General features: G+C 37.9%; 18 protein-coding genes. 15 read left to right on the forward strand and 3 right to left on the reverse strand.

The features are described 5' to 3' along the window. Positions 1–142: 142 nt before the first annotated feature. Positions 143–820, reverse strand: coding sequence for an SIMPL domain-containing protein (locus ABDZ91_RS10240; protein WP_343798691.1), 678 nt, complete (start codon positions 818–820; stop codon positions 143–145). 190 nt (positions 821–1010) lie between these two features. Here ABDZ91_RS10240 and ABDZ91_RS10245 point away from each other — a divergent pair, with 190 nt between their 5' ends. From ABDZ91_RS10245 to ABDZ91_RS10255, 3 genes are all read left to right on the forward strand, one after another. Continuing rightward, complete coding sequence (locus ABDZ91_RS10245) at positions 1011–1805, forward strand: VanW family protein (RefSeq protein ID WP_425541821.1); 795 nt, start codon at positions 1011–1013, stop codon at positions 1803–1805. Between the two features lie 511 nt (positions 1806–2316). Beyond that, on the forward strand, positions 2317–6636 hold the full coding sequence (locus tag ABDZ91_RS10250; protein WP_343798693.1) for a S8 family serine peptidase: 4320 nt from the start codon (positions 2317–2319) through the stop codon (positions 6634–6636). A 97-nt stretch (positions 6637–6733) separates the two neighbouring features. After that, entirely contained in the window at positions 6734–6871 is a 138-nt protein-coding gene (locus ABDZ91_RS10255; protein WP_343798694.1) for a hypothetical protein, read from the forward strand. A 611-nt stretch (positions 6872–7482) separates the two neighbouring features. Here the strand turns inward: ABDZ91_RS10255 and ABDZ91_RS10260 are convergent. Both ABDZ91_RS10260 and ABDZ91_RS10265 read right to left on the reverse strand, forming a co-directional pair. Next, positions 7483–7860, reverse strand: a complete 378-nt coding sequence (locus ABDZ91_RS10260) for a hypothetical protein (RefSeq protein ID WP_343798695.1) — start codon at positions 7858–7860, stop codon at positions 7483–7485. A 32-nt stretch (positions 7861–7892) separates the two neighbouring features. After that, the gene (locus ABDZ91_RS10265; protein ID WP_343798696.1) at positions 7893–8153 is read right to left on the reverse strand and encodes a DUF1292 domain-containing protein; all 261 of its coding nucleotides are present in this window, start codon (positions 8151–8153) and stop codon (positions 7893–7895) included. 205 nt (positions 8154–8358) lie between these two features. On the opposite strand from ABDZ91_RS10265, the gene ABDZ91_RS10270 reads away from it, so the two are divergent. The 12 genes from ABDZ91_RS10270 (at position 8359) to ABDZ91_RS10325 (ending at position 15443) form a co-directional block, all read left to right on the forward strand. Next, positions 8359–9114, forward strand: coding sequence for a GTP cyclohydrolase II (locus tag ABDZ91_RS10270; protein WP_343798697.1), 756 nt, complete (start codon positions 8359–8361; stop codon positions 9112–9114). Next, entirely contained in the window at positions 9107–10201 is a 1095-nt protein-coding gene (gene ribD / locus ABDZ91_RS10275) for a bifunctional diaminohydroxyphosphoribosylaminopyrimidine deaminase/5-amino-6-(5-phosphoribosylamino)uracil reductase RibD (protein ID WP_343798698.1), read from the forward strand. Before ABDZ91_RS10270 ends, ribD begins: the two co-directional genes overlap by 8 nt. A 78-nt stretch (positions 10202–10279) precedes the next feature. Further along, on the forward strand, positions 10280–11299 hold the full coding sequence (locus tag ABDZ91_RS10280) for a DUF3231 family protein (RefSeq protein WP_343798699.1): 1020 nt from the start codon (positions 10280–10282) through the stop codon (positions 11297–11299). Between the two features lie 121 nt (positions 11300–11420). Beyond that, positions 11421–12392, forward strand: coding sequence for a DMT family transporter (locus tag ABDZ91_RS10285; RefSeq protein ID WP_343798700.1), 972 nt, complete (start codon positions 11421–11423; stop codon positions 12390–12392). 100 nt (positions 12393–12492) lie between these two features. Beyond that, positions 12493–12804: a hypothetical protein gene (locus ABDZ91_RS10290; RefSeq protein ID WP_343798701.1), complete on the forward strand. Its 312-nt coding sequence runs from the start codon at positions 12493–12495 to the stop codon at positions 12802–12804. Between the two features lie 5 nt (positions 12805–12809). After that, a complete protein-coding gene (locus ABDZ91_RS10295) occupies positions 12810–12920 on the forward strand; it encodes a hypothetical protein (protein ID WP_343798702.1) in 111 nt (36 codons plus the stop codon). 29 nt (positions 12921–12949) lie between these two features. After that, positions 12950–13090: a hypothetical protein gene (locus ABDZ91_RS10300; RefSeq protein WP_343798703.1), complete on the forward strand. Its 141-nt coding sequence runs from the start codon at positions 12950–12952 to the stop codon at positions 13088–13090. Positions 13091–13316: 226 nt separating this feature from the next. Further along, complete coding sequence (locus tag ABDZ91_RS10305) at positions 13317–13457, forward strand: hypothetical protein (protein ID WP_343798704.1); 141 nt, start codon at positions 13317–13319, stop codon at positions 13455–13457. 206 nt (positions 13458–13663) lie between these two features. After that, the gene (locus tag ABDZ91_RS10310) at positions 13664–13903 is read left to right on the forward strand and encodes a spore coat associated protein CotJA (protein WP_343798705.1); all 240 of its coding nucleotides are present in this window, start codon (positions 13664–13666) and stop codon (positions 13901–13903) included. 1 nt (position 13904) lies between these two features. Continuing rightward, positions 13905–14171: a spore coat protein CotJB gene (locus tag ABDZ91_RS10315; protein ID WP_343798706.1), complete on the forward strand. Its 267-nt coding sequence runs from the start codon at positions 13905–13907 to the stop codon at positions 14169–14171. Positions 14172–14193: 22 nt separating this feature from the next. Next, a complete protein-coding gene (gene cotJC / locus ABDZ91_RS10320) occupies positions 14194–14763 on the forward strand; it encodes a spore coat protein CotJC (protein WP_343798707.1) in 570 nt (189 codons plus the stop codon). A gap of 152 nt (positions 14764–14915) precedes the next feature. Next, positions 14916–15443, forward strand: coding sequence for a CBO0543 family protein (locus tag ABDZ91_RS10325; RefSeq protein WP_343798708.1), 528 nt, complete (start codon positions 14916–14918; stop codon positions 15441–15443). Positions 15444–15445 lie beyond the last annotated feature (2 nt).

A 15445-nucleotide genomic window follows, 5' to 3' on the forward strand; every position in this document is an offset into this window, starting at 1 on the left:
ATAGCGGATTCTGTCCGCCAAATCCTTAAAAACACGCTTTTTTGGGTGAATAGTGGACCCTGTGTCCTTATGGCTAATTAGCCGGACACAGGTTCCGTTATTCTCATGATTTTGAAGTCTTCTTTGGTCATCCATAATTTAATTAGGAGAAACTATATTTTGCAATAATCTTCGCGGTGATTTCCAATTCTCCAGCCTGAATGGGCGGAGTAGAGACCCCTTTTACCATGGCCGTAGTTTCATACATAACCGGTCTTTCTTGTGGTGTTGTCACTTCCGATATTGAAAACGGAACGGGCTGTAGAGTGACTCCAGTGGCTTTGGCAATCGTACTCGCCTTAGAGTGAGCATTTTCTACAGCAAGCTCAAGTGCTTGATTATAATAATTTGCGGGATTTTCAATAGCAAATTCAATATTAGATACAGTATTCGCCCCATTTTTAACGGCTGTATCAACTACCACCCCTGACATGTTTACGTTATCAATGGTAACTTCTATCATATTTGTTACCCTATATCCTCTAAAAACTTGCTTCCCATCTATATAATCATATTGGATGTCGATTCTATATTCGTCTGTCTTAATGTTTTCATCCGGGATTCCTTGGCCTTTAAGCGATGTGATGACATTATTCATGGCGTCCGAATTTTCACTGAGAACGTTCGTAAGTTCCTTTCCATCCGTAATGACACCTAAACGGATTATGGCTATATCAGGTGAGGCGGACACTTTTCCTTCACCCAAAACTTCTACTTTGTTATTTTTTCCATTCGTTTGGTTCCGGTGTGCATATTGAAAGTAGGGCGTTTGGTAATACATCTATATACCTCCCTTGATCTGTATATTTACAATGTACGTGAATGGAACCATAGAGTACACAAAAATATAAACATTATCTCTTTATAAAAGAAAAAAATGTACAAATAGACTACTTAGTAAGGAGGATATTTGAACTATATCTTGAATATTTTGGAAAGGGGAATTATTAAATAAAATTGGGGTGGGTCAATTGCGGTTGTCAGAAATACATCCAATCTTTTACCATACAAGGATTGGGCAAAAAAAATTATTTCGTTATGTAAAGGATTGGCTAGATAGAGATAAATTTGCCAAGAAGCATAATCAACAAAAATTGAAATACAGTTGTAAAAAACACCAATCGTTATTAAGAAGAAAATTAGGAGACAGTGACCCAAGGCTTCAAGAAAATAAAATCACGAATTTAAAATTGGCAGCTAAAAAAATAGATGGTGTCCTTATACATCCTGGTGAAGTTTTTTCGTTTTGGCAATTAGTAGGAAAGCCTTCAAAAAGAAATGGTTTTATAGAAGGTATGCTTTTGGCTAGAGGGGAAGTAGTCACTGGAGTAGGTGGTGGGTTGTGTCAGATGGCCAATTTGTTGTATTGGATGGCCCTTCACACACCTCTAGTTGTGTCAGAACGTCACCATCATAGTTTTGATCCATTCCCCGATAGTGGGAGAGTTCTTCCTTTTGGGAGTGGAGCGGGTGTGTTTTATAACTATGTAGACTTACGATTTGAAAATAAAACTGATCAAACATTCCAGATTAACGTTTGGCTTACTGACAAACATTTAAAAGGATCCATCTTAACGGATCGAGTTTGGCCGTACTCTTACCACATTGAAGAGAGAAATCACAGATTTATTCAAATGGATGGGAAGAATTATAGAGAAAATGAAATATGGAGAAAAACAATTGATGTGAGGACGGGTAAAGAAGTGGATACAACCTTACTAATAAAAAACTTTGCAGAAGTAAAATATGAATTAAAAGCAAATTAAAGGAAACTGGTCATTGTTTTGACCAGTTTTTTTATTTGCACGCAAGGAGACCCTATAATCATTTCCCAAATTACGTATTAGTCTAATAGTTGTACAAATTCAGCGGGTAGTAGTCTACAAGATAGAAAAAATGTACAAATACCATGATTTTACATAAGTCCAACCTCGTATTTTTAACATAGGCATTTTATTTTCTAGTGGTTTTGGTTCATTTTTCCATTTCGATAGAGGAAATAAAACAAGAAATAGAACAAATGATATATTTTTCCAAATAAGGAAAGCGTCTACAATTTCCATCAGGGTTCAATATAACTAGTTACATTATTTGTAAAATGATACCAATGGTTTATTTTTTGAATTTTCAGTAAATTATAGACAACATTCGACATCATTCGCTTCTTTTCATGATTTACGCTAGTTATGTACACCAAAGAATTTACATAGGGGTGAAATAAAAATAGAAAGGAGGGCGGAACAAGTTATTTGTTTTATAAAAAGGGAGGGGTAAAGAGTGAAAAGAAGCACTCGGAAAAGATGGTTCTATCAATTATGGATGCTAGTTATTGCATTAACACTAGTACTTCCTGCACCAACAAGTATTGCTGCAAATGAACTTCACACTTCGGTAAAATCTAATGTAGTTCAGAATCTCTCCAACAAAGTTAATTCAACGGTAATGAAAAGCTTTGAGGATCAAGAATATGTTACCTTTTTAGTTAAAATGAAGGAACAAGCGGATCCGCAAACAGCAGCACAACAGGCAGAAAAGAATGCAGCTAGTAAAAATGCCACCGCTGCCAGTAAAAAGTATATGAAACGTTCGGCTGTTGTTTCTGCACTAAGAGGTAAATCCATTGAAACTCAAAGAAATATAAAAGGTTTTCTTCAAAAGGAAAAGAAGAATGGTAAAGTAAAAGATTTTCAATCTTTTTACATTGTGAATGGATTAGCGGTTACTGCTACCAAGGAAGTAATGGAAGAAATCGCTGCATTTGCAGAGGTTGAAAAGATTTTACCAAATGAGACTAGACAACTCATTCAACCTGCTGTAGAAAAACAAAACCAAATTAATGCGGAGACTCAATCCATTGAATGGAATATTGAGCAAATTGGGGCTCCTGCCGTTTGGGATATGGGAATTGACGGTACAGGTGTAGTTGTAGCATCTATTGATACAGGTGTTCAATGGGATCATCCAGCGCTAATAGAAAAATATCGTGGGTATGATCCAAATAACCCTACATCTCCAAATCATGAGTATAACTGGTTTGATGCGACTGCTGGTGGCTCAGTTCCTTACGACGACCAAGGTCACGGAACGCACGTGACAGGAACAATGGTAGGTAGCGAGCCAAATGGTTCAAACCAAATTGGTGTTGCACCTGGTGCTAAGTGGATAGCTGTTAAGGCATTCACTGCAGCAGGTGGTACAGATGTCGATCTTTTAGAAGCAGGTGAATGGATTCTAGCACCAAAAGATGCTGCAGGAAATCCACACCCTGAAATGGCTCCGGATGTTGTAAACAATTCATGGGGTGGAGGTTCAGGTATGGACGAATGGTACCGTCCAATGGTTCAAGCATGGCGGGCTGCTGAAATCTTTCCAGAATTCTCAGCAGGGAATACAACGCTATTCAATCCAGGTGGACCAGGATCCATCGCTACACCTGCTAACTATCCAGAGTCTTTTGCGACGGGTGCAACAGACTCGCAAAATCGTTTAGCGAGCTTTTCATTAGAAGGGCCTTCTCCATATGATGAGATTAAGCCAGATATTTCAGCACCTGGCGTAAATATCCGCTCTTCAGTTCCTGGTGGAGCTTATGAGGGGGGATGGAATGGTACATCAATGGCTGGTCCACATGTATCCGCTGTTGTAGCACTATTAAAACAAGTAAATGCGAACTTAACGGTTGATGAAATTGAAGAAATCCTTATGAATACAGCTATTCCTTTAACGGATGGCGAATATCCTGAATCACCAAATAATGGGTATGGAGCTGGATTAGTAAATGCTTATGATGCAGTTTCCTCTGTAATAAACGGATTAGGAACTGTTAAGGGTAACGTTACGAAAGATGGCGATGATGATACAGCTCCGACTTTAGAACACCAAGGTCCAAATGAAGTGTTCACTGGAATGGATGTAACGTTACACGCAGAAGCCAGTGACGATGTGAGTGTAACGAATGTGTTAGTTCGCTATCAAAATCAAGATGGTAGTATAGTTGAAATTGAAGCTTCACGAATCAGTGGGGACTATAAAAGTGGAACTTATGAAGCAACGATTCCTGGAGAAGACATAGCAGAACCATCGTTACAATATGAGATCGTAGCACTTGATTTTGGTTCCAATGAATCAACATCAGGTTCAATTGAAGTACCTGTTTTACCAGGTATAACAGTTGGTTATGAGCAAGACTTTGAATCTACTCCATCTGGTTGGACTTCTTATGGAGACAACAATACTTGGGAGTGGGGTACACCAATTTCTGGGCCAGGTGGAGCGTTCTCTGGTGAGAATGTTTATGCAACAAACCTAGAAGGTAACTATGACAATCGGGCCAATATGAACCTTGTTATGCCGCCAATTGATCTTCCTGATGGCAGTTCTTATCTACAATTCAAACAGTGGCATAACCTTGAGAGAAACTATGATTATGGTCATGTCTTCGTTTCAACTGACCAAGAAAACTGGGTTCAAAAGTTAAGAGTTAATAATGTTACAGATGGTTGGGTTGATGGGGAAGTTGATCTAAGTGAATATGCTGGACAACGAATCTATGTTGCATTTAACGTAACAACGGATGGTAGTGTTCTACGCGAAGGTTGGTACATTGATGATGTAAAACTTACGGATACTCCAATAAATACGAGTAGCCAAAAAGGGAAGGTTGGAAATGGTCAGGATAAGGGACAGCTTGGTATTACAGACTCTTCTTCTGCTAAGAAAGAGAATGTAAATCCGAATAAAATTGTCCCAGCTGTGAAAATTGAAAAAGAACCTGTAAAAGACACACCAGAGAAAATCACACCTTTAGCACTTCCAATGAGTGCAACGGTAACGGTAGTAGAGTCAGGTAGATCTACTCAAACAAATCCACAAGATGGTAGCTTTAAAATGGTTCACGCTGCGGGTACATTCACTTTGGCTGCAGAGGCTTATGGATACAGAACCGAAACTCAAGTTGTCGATATTCCTGCGGATGGGGAAATAATAGCAAACTTTACTCTTGAAGAGCTTCCGCAAGGTACGGTATCCGGATCAGTGATCAATGACCAAACTGGACTACCTGTTGAAGGGGCTACACTCTATTTAGTAGAAGATGCAGCAGTTGCTCCTGTTGCAACAGATGAGAATGGGAATTTCACAATCGAAGCTTACGAAGGGACTTACACTTTGAAAGTCTCTGCTCCTTCATACTACAGTGAAGAAGTTAAAATCACGATTGATAGTGAAAATCCTGTAGATTTAAGTCTATCCTTAAGACCATTTATTGGTTACCCAGGTGAAATTGGTTATGATGATGGAACAGCGGAAAATGCTAGAGCGTTCTATGATGCTGGCAATGGCTGGGCTGTAAAGATGACCCTTGAAAATGGTCAGTCACAAGCTATTCTAAACGGTGCATTATTCCGTTTCTGGGATACTTCTTGGCCAACTCCTGGTGGAACTGATTTTGATGTAGAAGTCTATGATGCCACTGGTGTAGACGGTGCTCCTGGTCAAAAACTGGCCGGACCAATTGATGCTAATGCCTTAAGAAATGGCCAATGGACTCAGGTTGACTTAAGCGAACATGGTATCGTTGTACCAAGCGAGTTTTATGTAGTATACATCCAAACAGAGGCTAACCCTTACGCTCCTGGATTAGGAACAGATGAAGATGGCCAAAATGCAGGAAGAAGTTGGCAGCTAGTGGGTGGAGGATGGAGTCCTTCACCAGAGGATGAAGGTAACTACATGATCCGTGCATTAGTGGATTATGAAGTCACAGCTCCAACGATTACTTCGCCAATTGCTAATAGTTTTACAAACGAGCAAGACGTTGTGGTGGAAGGTACAACTGCTGCAGATTACACAGTTCACTTATACAATAATGGGGAAGAGGTTGCTGTTGTTCAGTCTGACAATGAAGGAAGGTTCCAAGGAACTGTAACATTATCAGAAGGTGCAAACAGTCTAACAGCGAAGGCAGCCAGTGATAACGGAATGACAGATGCATCAGAAACTGTTGTAGTTACGTATGATGCAACTCTGCCAACCTTATCCATTGATTCGCCAGAAGATGAGTTAAAAACAAATCGTGAAGTGATTACGGTTAGTGGATCAGTTGATGATGAGTATCTTGATACAGTAACAGTGAACGGTCAACAGGCGAATGTTACAGAAGGTAGTTATAGTCACCGCATTCTCCTAAATGAAGGTGAAAATGAAATAGTAGTGGTTGCAAAAGATATGGCTGGTAATACAACTACTAGTACCATAACTGTTGATGCAAAGTTCGGCATCGATGATATGACAGGTCTTACTCCAACTGAAGATAAAGAACTCAAGTCTGGAGAGTCTGTACAAATCGAGTTCTATAGTGAACCTGGGCTGGATGCGACTTTCGTTATTCATATGCCATTAACAAATGTAACGAATGCCACTGAACTTCCGATGATGGAAATGGAAGATGGTCGTTATGTTGGTTACTATACGGCTACTTCTAATGTAAAAGCAGATGGCGCTTTAATTGAAGTTATTGCCCGTGACGATTATGGTAATGAGGTAAGAAAAGCCGCAGAAGGTAAACTATATATCAATGCAAAGAAAAAGAATAAGTAATAAGAAAGGCAAACCATCGTCTTATGGCGATGGTTTGTTTTTTTGAAAAGAATTTAATACAACAGGTCATATTAAATAGTAGGAAGGAGTGAATGATGTGGTTCAAAATGATAAAAGTCAGTATAAAGTAACCTCAGGACCATACAAAGATAAAGCACAAGGTTTAAAGTTTGGATACGAATATACAACGGGGAATCAACCAAACAAAGGATCAAAAAATACTAACAATAAGTAAACAGAAGGGCCATCCGTCGGAGTTGAGGATGGCCTTATGAATTGACCTTTTGAAGCGTGAGTGGATGCAGTGCATATGATTTCGGACAGATGAGCCCGTTGCTGTCCTGTTTGCTATACTCCTTGCATTGATTTGGGACAGACGAGCCCGTTGCTGTCCTGTTTGCTATACTTCTTGCTTTGATTTGGGTCAGACGAGCGCGTTGCTGTCCTGTTTGCTATACTTCTTGCTTTGATTTGGGACAGACAGGCGCGCTGCTGTCCCGTTTGCTACACACTTTGCTTTAGATTGGGACAGATGAGCCCGTTGCTGTCCTGTTTGATACACTTCTTGCATTGATTTGGGACAGATGAGCCCGTTGCTGTCCTGTTTGCTATACTTCTTGCTTTGATTTGGGACAGATGTGCCCACTGCTGTCTCGTTTGCCACACTATTAACTTTCATTCGGGACAGACAAACTTATGTTTTTCCCGAAACCTCACCAATTTGCTCAACAAGGACTTCCATGTAATCATCGTTTGATATCGGTATAGAGTAATTACGTAAATGTTCAATTATGGGGTTATTCATTGTCCCACCTTTAGACTAAAAGAGTAACTTTATCATGTTTCCTATTGCCTATATTCTGCATCATATGAATTTTCACCAGCGTGCAGGGATAGTAAAGTATCAGCATATCCAACCAGACGATTGACAATCTCATCTGGAAATTCATAGACAAGGGTGTGAGCTTCTGTTTTGTGTAATAGAGGGTCATCCCAAATGATTGTCGTATTGATGAAGATTTCCCTGTTACCAAAAAGGTTATAGTGAACGATAACCTTTCCAGCTGCACCACCTGTTTTAGGATCCTTGTAACCTGGAAGGAAAAGGTACCATTCCTCAGCGGTGGCAGACCTGAAATTCTTTGTAAAAGTCATCCCTTGAATTTCATGTTCTATCTTTTTCTTTATGTCATTTGATATAACTTCAGAAATGTTGTTTTTCATACTATATCTACCTCTTTTTAGACAAAAGAGCTCTATTCTTCATCAGACGCTGCTTCTATTGCAATCTGATAAGCGTCTAATATATTTTCTTTTTCTTGGGGGTCAAAAATTCCGACTACATACTGATCTTCACCCTCATCCTCAACTCGTAAAACGATGGTGTCATTATCTCTATCTCTAAGTAATGCGTACAATTTTTCTTCCATATCAAATAATGCCTCAACAGCGTACTCTTTTTCACTTCCTAGATGGTCCTCAATCACAACGGTATCTCTTTGTTCATCATATCTCACAGAAAGACCTCCTTTATGTACTTTGGCCCTTACTTTTCCCTAGTTTTTTAGCTGTTATCAATGGAAGATAATAGGGGAGGGAATGATGTATTTAAACTCCCTCTGGTACAAAATCTAAGTAAAACGAAATCCGTGAAATATTGGTATGATTTTCTTATAATAAATAGATGTAATCATTCAATGGAAAAGAAGAAGGAGTAATAAGATGAACAACACGAAGTTAGAAGCAAATGTACTATCCGTTTTAGAAGATAAAATACAATTGATTAAAACAGAAAAAGGAGCTATTTACTTAGTAGGTCCTATTAAACTGCCTGTGAATTTGTACGGGGAAACTGTTCTGTTTAACTGGTATTGTTGGCTAAACTGCTCAGAAGTAACAGAAGATTTTAATCAAATTATTGATAAGCTTTCTTCAAAGAATTTAGCCGAGTTTCAACAGTCTAGTGTTTTAACGTATGGTGATTTTCATCATGGAGAAGATGCTTTAATTAGGATGCATTCCATCTGTCATACAGGAGATATCTTTGGCAGTAAGCGATGTGATTGTGGCTTTCAACTGAAAGAATCAATGAAAATGATTGTCGAACATGGTACAGGGGCCCTATTTTACTTAGCAAATCACGAAGGAAGAGGAATTGGATTATTTAGTAAAGCCATGGCCTATGTTCTACAGCAAAATGGTTATGATACGGTCGAAGCAAATTTGCATCTTGGTTTTGTGGATGATTCTAGAGATTATAGTGATGCAATTGAAGTATTAAAAGCATTACGAACAAAGCCTGTTACCTTAATAACGAACAACCCAAGAAAATTAGAAGCGTTAAAAAATGCTGGGATGGATGTTTCGGGAAGAACTCAGCTATGGGGTGATGTTTCTGAGTTTAATGAAAAATACTTACAAACGAAAGTTAAGCGTTCTGGACATATAGAAGAAGGAAAGGGGTGTCCGAATGACTAATGATGAGTTTTACATGAATTTAGCAATAGAAAATGCAAAGGCCATGAAAGGGCAGACGGACCCCAATCCATTAGTGGGTTCAGTTATTGTAAATAACAATAGGATTGTTGGAATTGGTGCACATATGAAAGCGGGAGAACCTCATGCTGAAATCCATGCCCTTCGTATGGCAGGGGACAAAGCTAAAGGGGGAACCATTTACGTTACACTTGAGCCATGTTCCCACCACGGTCGCACAGGACCATGTGCAGTTGCAATAGTAGAAGCAGGTATTAAAAAGGTGGTTATTGCCACCTTGGATCCAAATCCTATAGTAGCGGGTAATGGGGTTAAAATTTTGAAAGATGCTGGAGTGGATGTAGTAGTAGGAGTATGTGAGAAAGAGTCCGTCGACATGAATGAAGTATTTAATCATTATATTGTACATAAAAAACCATTTGTAATATTAAAATCGGGAAGTACATTAGATGGAAAAATTGCGACGCATACCTTCAGTAGTAAATGGATCACTTCAGAAAAGGCTAGGGAAGACGTTCATAGGTTGCGAAGTGAAAATAGAGCCATTCTTGTAGGTGTTAACACAGTAATAAAGGACGATCCTGAATTAACTGCCAGAATCCCTAACGGTAGAAATCCTATTCGTGTCATTTTGGACTCAACTCTTCGAACTCCCTTGGAATCGAAGATAGTAACAGATCAGAAAGCGGAGACCTGGATTTTCACTACACAGGCACACCCTCCTGACAAGAGAGAAAAACTTGAATCCCTTGGAGTTCGCATTTTTGTTACGAGCGGATTATCTCAGGTTGACCCTGAAGAAGTTTTAGAAGTCTTAGGGCGTGAAGAAGTTTCCTCCCTCCTTATAGAAGGAGGAGGTCATATCAATGCATCTTTTATAGAGAAACGTCTAGTCAATAAAGTTGTGATATATTTGGCACCGAAGTTAGTAGGTGGTCAAAATGCACCTACCTTCTTAGAAGGAACAGGAGTAAACAATATGAGTGAGGCTGTAGAATTAAAGCCCATGATGATGGAGCCAATCGGGAATGACTTTAAAATTGTAGGGTACACTATATATAAGCATTAATGTAAAAAGGTGGTCGATAACCACCTTTTTTATATATGTAATTAATAGCCAGATATTAAATAAGTAAGGGGATTTCGGATGAGTTCGTTAAATGATACTTCCTCAAACCAACAATTAACCTCTGCTGAAGTAGGTAAGTTATGGGCATCCTATATGGGAAATACCATGGGTTCTTGTGTTTTACGTTATTTTTATCAGCATGTAGATGATGGCGATATAAAAGAAGTAATTAAAACCGCTTATCATTTATCCCGTGAATTTATTGATAGAATTACAGCCATCCTAAAAAAAGAAAATCATCCAATTCCTGTTGGTTTTACAGAAAAAGATGTTAATTTAAAGGCGCCAAGATTGTTTATGGATGAGTTTTATCTTCATTATTTAAAGTATATTGCGAAGGCTGGAATGAGCCTTTATGCAATTGCTGTTCCGTTAATGACACGTAAAGAAACGAAAGAACTATTCACGCATTGTGTAAAGGCAACTACAGACCTGATGAATTTAGTAAATAATGTTCTTTTGAAAAAAGGGTACTTAACGAAACCCCCTTTTATACCCATTCCCAATCAAGTAGATTTTGTAAAAAAACAAACCTATTTAAGTGGATTCTTTGGAGACGTAAGGCCAGCTCATGCGTTAGAAATCGCCCATAATTTTGATAACCTTGAAAATAATGTAACATCCAAAGCATTGCTTGTTGGCTTTGTCCAAGTTTCTCAGGACCGTAAAGTGAAAGATGCATTGATTAGAGGTAAAGAATTGACTGAAAAGCATTTAGAAATATTTTCTGAACAGCTTCATCGGGATAATTTGCCTTCTCATCCACGTTTGGATCACTTGGTAACATCTTCAATTATTCCTCCTTTTTCTGATAAACTTATGATTTCCCATAAGATTGATATGTTCTCTATGAAAATAAGAGGATATGGGAACGCTGCTTCGCTAAATGGAAGACATGATATTGGACTTAACAATGCAAAAGCGTTAATGGATGTTTCTAGATATGTACAAGATTTGGCGAACATCGTGATAGATAAAGGCTGGATGGAGCAAATGCCTCAGGCAGTAAAAAGGGATGAATTAGGTTATAGGAAATAGCAAAAGGGAGACTTCATAGACGTAGGAAGTCTCCTTTTTTACATTCGGATTCGACAGAATATGTATGTTGTCTATGATAAAATGAGTGAAAATGAGGTTATGGAAGTGGTGAGTGATTTCGATGCCGTTGATTCATTCTAGACAAAAGGGATTTATTTTAGTGATTACAGGTGCCACCCTTTGGGGGATTTCAGGTACTGTTGCCCAGTTTTTGTTCCATTATCATCACTTTACACCGGAATGGTTAGTTTCTATACGTTTACTAATATCGGGATTTGTCCTGCTAGTACTGGCAAATGCACTGGCTAAAAATCGAGTCTTTTCCATTTGGAAAAATAGAAGAGATATTCTTCAAATCCTATTTTTTAGCATTCTAGGTATGCTAGCGGTTCAATACACTTATTTTGCAGCGATTAAACATTCCAATGCTGCAACTGCAACAGTTTTACAGTATTTAGCCCCTGTACTTATCGCTTTCTATCTAACATTCCGGTATAGAAGAAAACCGAGTAATCGAGAGTTAGTCTCTATCATTCTAGCTATTTTTGGCACCTTTTTGCTTGTAACCAAGGGAAGTGTAGATCGTTTAACCATCACAGGAGTAGCTTTATTCTGGGGTTTATTATCAGCATTTGCATTAGCTTTTTATACCTTACAACCATTAAAGCTTTTAGCTAAATATGGTTCAATGGTTGTAGTAGGTTGGGGGATGTTAATTGGTGGAGTGAGTTTTAGTTTTATCCATCCACCATGGATCATACAAGGCCAATGGTCCCTTCATTCCATTTTAGCTGTATGTTTTATTGTGTTATTTGGGACACTTATTGCTTTTATTTTCTATCTAGAAAGTCTTAAGTATATCAGTGCATCAGAGACAAGTGTTTTAGCTTGTGTAGAACCATTATCGGCTGCATTCCTTTCTGTCATTTGGCTACAGGTTCGTTTTGGTATAGAGGAATGGATTGGGACACTATGTATAATAAGTACTATCATGATCCTTTCAACAGTTGATAAAAAAAACATAATAAAGTTACATCAAAAACTAGAACCATTTCATAGGAATGTTCTAGTTTTTTTAATTTTAAAGGAATAGGAATACTGGGTGATACATTTTTCCATTAAATTCCATCAGAATAGAGTTATAAGAAAATGAAACTAGATTGAAAACTTTAAAAGAAAAGGATGAAACAACCATGAAAAAGACGGTCCTAATCGCCGATGATTCTATGTTTATGAGAAGCTGGTTAAAAAAAATGTTAGATGAAAATGGATTTGAATTATTAGAGAAGATTAGTCAAAATGTCAAAGTTTTTATTTACACAGGACGGGATTTAACTCCAAAAGAAGGTTATGACTATCGAGAGTATGCGTATAATTCCATTAGGAGAAGAATATGGCACCGAGTACATGCTGAAAAATTAAATAGTATAACGGGCTTATTGGAAAAGGTTTGGATGATCCAGCTTGTTTACAAAGGCTCATTGCAGATTTTTCCATCAATGTAACAGAGATGTTCCGGGATCCATTGTTTTTTAAACAATTCAGAAAAGAAGTTGTTCCACTTTTACGTACCTACCCATCCATTCGAATATGGCATGCGGGCTGTTCTACTGGAGAATAATCTATTTTAATAAGGAATTACAAAAGAAAGTGAATGAACTATTTTATGAAAGTCTTAGAATGTTCGGTATTCCTGGGCTCGGTGATAAAGAAACGATTCATTATACAAATATAGCTGAATACTATGAAGTTGTAAGTGGGAAGCAAAAGTTATATAAAAAAATCAAATAATGTTAATGCAGGTCGGAAAAAGTGACGACCTGTTTTTTTTTATCTTCGTTACGTCAAAAAATGTTCAGTGGGTGGCAATAATTCTTTATTTCCATTAAATTGGAATAATTTATATAGAATAGTAAACGATATACGTGACCGCGGTTGTACCAATTGTTTGGAATGGAATAACATCCATTTTATATCCAAACAAAAAAATGAAAAGCAATAATTTAAGGAGGTTAGCATGACTAATAAAAATGATAATCGTAACCAGCCTCACACAGGTGGAAGTTCGAAAAAAATGGACACTGAATTTGGTTCAGAAATGAATATGTCTAAGAAGGCCAGAAAAAAAGCAGCTAGAGATAAAAGAAAGAATAGTTAAATCCCCAAATAAAAAAAGGATAGCTTGATGCAGCTATCCTTTTTTTATAAGACTTATCTGGTCTGGAAAAAAATATGGATACTTTATGCAAAACATGTATTTTCTATGGTGGCTTTTTTATATATGCCATTTTATTGTCATTAGGACATTCCTGCTATGAATATAGCTAATTAGAGAAACTATCATGAATAAAAGAGGTGTTTTCGATGAGTCAACGGCCTCAGGACCTGACCTACATGAAGGCATATAAACCGTTCCATAGTCCATTTGACCCCTGTAAGCCTATTGGAGTGAAGTTTTATTCTACCCCTCCACATCTCTACCTAGGTTTTCAACCTCCAAACTTAGAACAATTTCCAGCAGACGTTGCGTTAAAGAAAGGGACATTATGGCCAGCCCTTTATGATTATTATGATAACCCTTATGAACAAAAGGGAGGGAAGTAAGATGGCACATCCTCCATTACCTCAAGAGTACTATGATTTATTGGAAAAAATTCAAGCTGCGGACTTTGTTTTGGTTGAACTAACGCTATACCTTGATACACATCCAGACGACATGGCCGCCCTTCAACAATTCAATCAATATGCGCAATATAGTAAACAATTAAAACAAATGTATGAGGAAACGTATGGCCCGCTTCAGCAGTATGGCAATAGTTACACGGATGCCAATTGGAGCTGGGGACGTTCACCGTGGCCTTGGCAAGTATAACAAAGGAAGGGAGTCCTTTTATATGTGGGTATATGAAAAAAAGCTCCAATATCCTGTAAAGGTAAGCACTTGTAACCCGACTCTTGCAAAATATTTAATTGAGCAATATGGAGGAGCCGATGGTGAATTAGCTGCAGCCTTACGCTATTTAAACCAAAGATACACAATCCCTGATAAAGTGATTGGTTTATTAAATGACATAGGGACAGAAGAATTTGCACACTTAGAAATGATTGCCACAATGGTGTATAAATTAACGAAAGATGCGACACCTGATCAGTTAAAGGCAGCGGGCCTAGCACCTCATTACGTGAATCATGATTCTGCGTTGTTTTATCATAATGCGGATGGAGTACCATTCACGGCATCCTATATTCAAGCAAAAGGAGATCCGATAGCTGACCTTTATGAAGACATTGCAGCTGAAGAAAAAGCGAGGGCTACGTATCAATGGATTATTGATATGTCAGACGACCCGGATTTAAATGATGGGCTGCGCTTCTTACGTGAAAGAGAGATTATACATTCCCAACGATTCCGTGAAGCTGTTGAAATCTTGAAGGAGGAGCGAGACCGTAAGAAATTCTTCTAAATATAACTGAAAGGCTACCCATAATTACGCTACTATTTTCAGGTATTTGGGTAGCTCTTTTTGGCTTTTATATAGGTATTTATGTGTATTTTTGGAATATAACATACAGGTTTGTCAATAATAATTGGTAAAAAACGGAATGAGTGTAAGAAGTGAATTTAAACATTGTACTTGGCTTAGCCTATATTTTCTTTGCATGGAAGTGGGGAGACTGGAAAAACTGGAGGTTTTATTACCCAACTATTTTATTTTTCATTACAGGTGATTTACTATATCAGTTCTTATTCCACGACTATTCTATGTGGGAATTTGTTCCTGTTGGAAAAGATAAGGAACTGAATTTAACACATACCCATATTACACTCATGATCCTATCTATAAAATACCCAGCTACTATTCTAATCTTTTTAGGTAATTTTCCTTCGAGCAGAGTGAAACAAATTGGTTTTATTGGCATTTGGGTCCTTATATACACCGCTAACGAGTGGTTTACGATGAGCAATGGAGGTATCATTCATCAACACGGCTGGAATATGAAGTGGTCCATTTTGTTTAATATAGTCATGTTTACCATTTTAGCCGTTCATCGTAAGCGACCTCTAATAGCATGGAGTTTTAGTATTGCTTTTATTATCTTTCTATTTCAAGCACATGATGTACCAATGGATATATTAAAATGATA

The organism is Bacillus carboniphilus, from assembly GCF_039522365.1.
GTDB lineage: Bacteria > Bacillota > Bacilli > Bacillales > JC228 > Bacillus_BF > Bacillus_BF carboniphilus.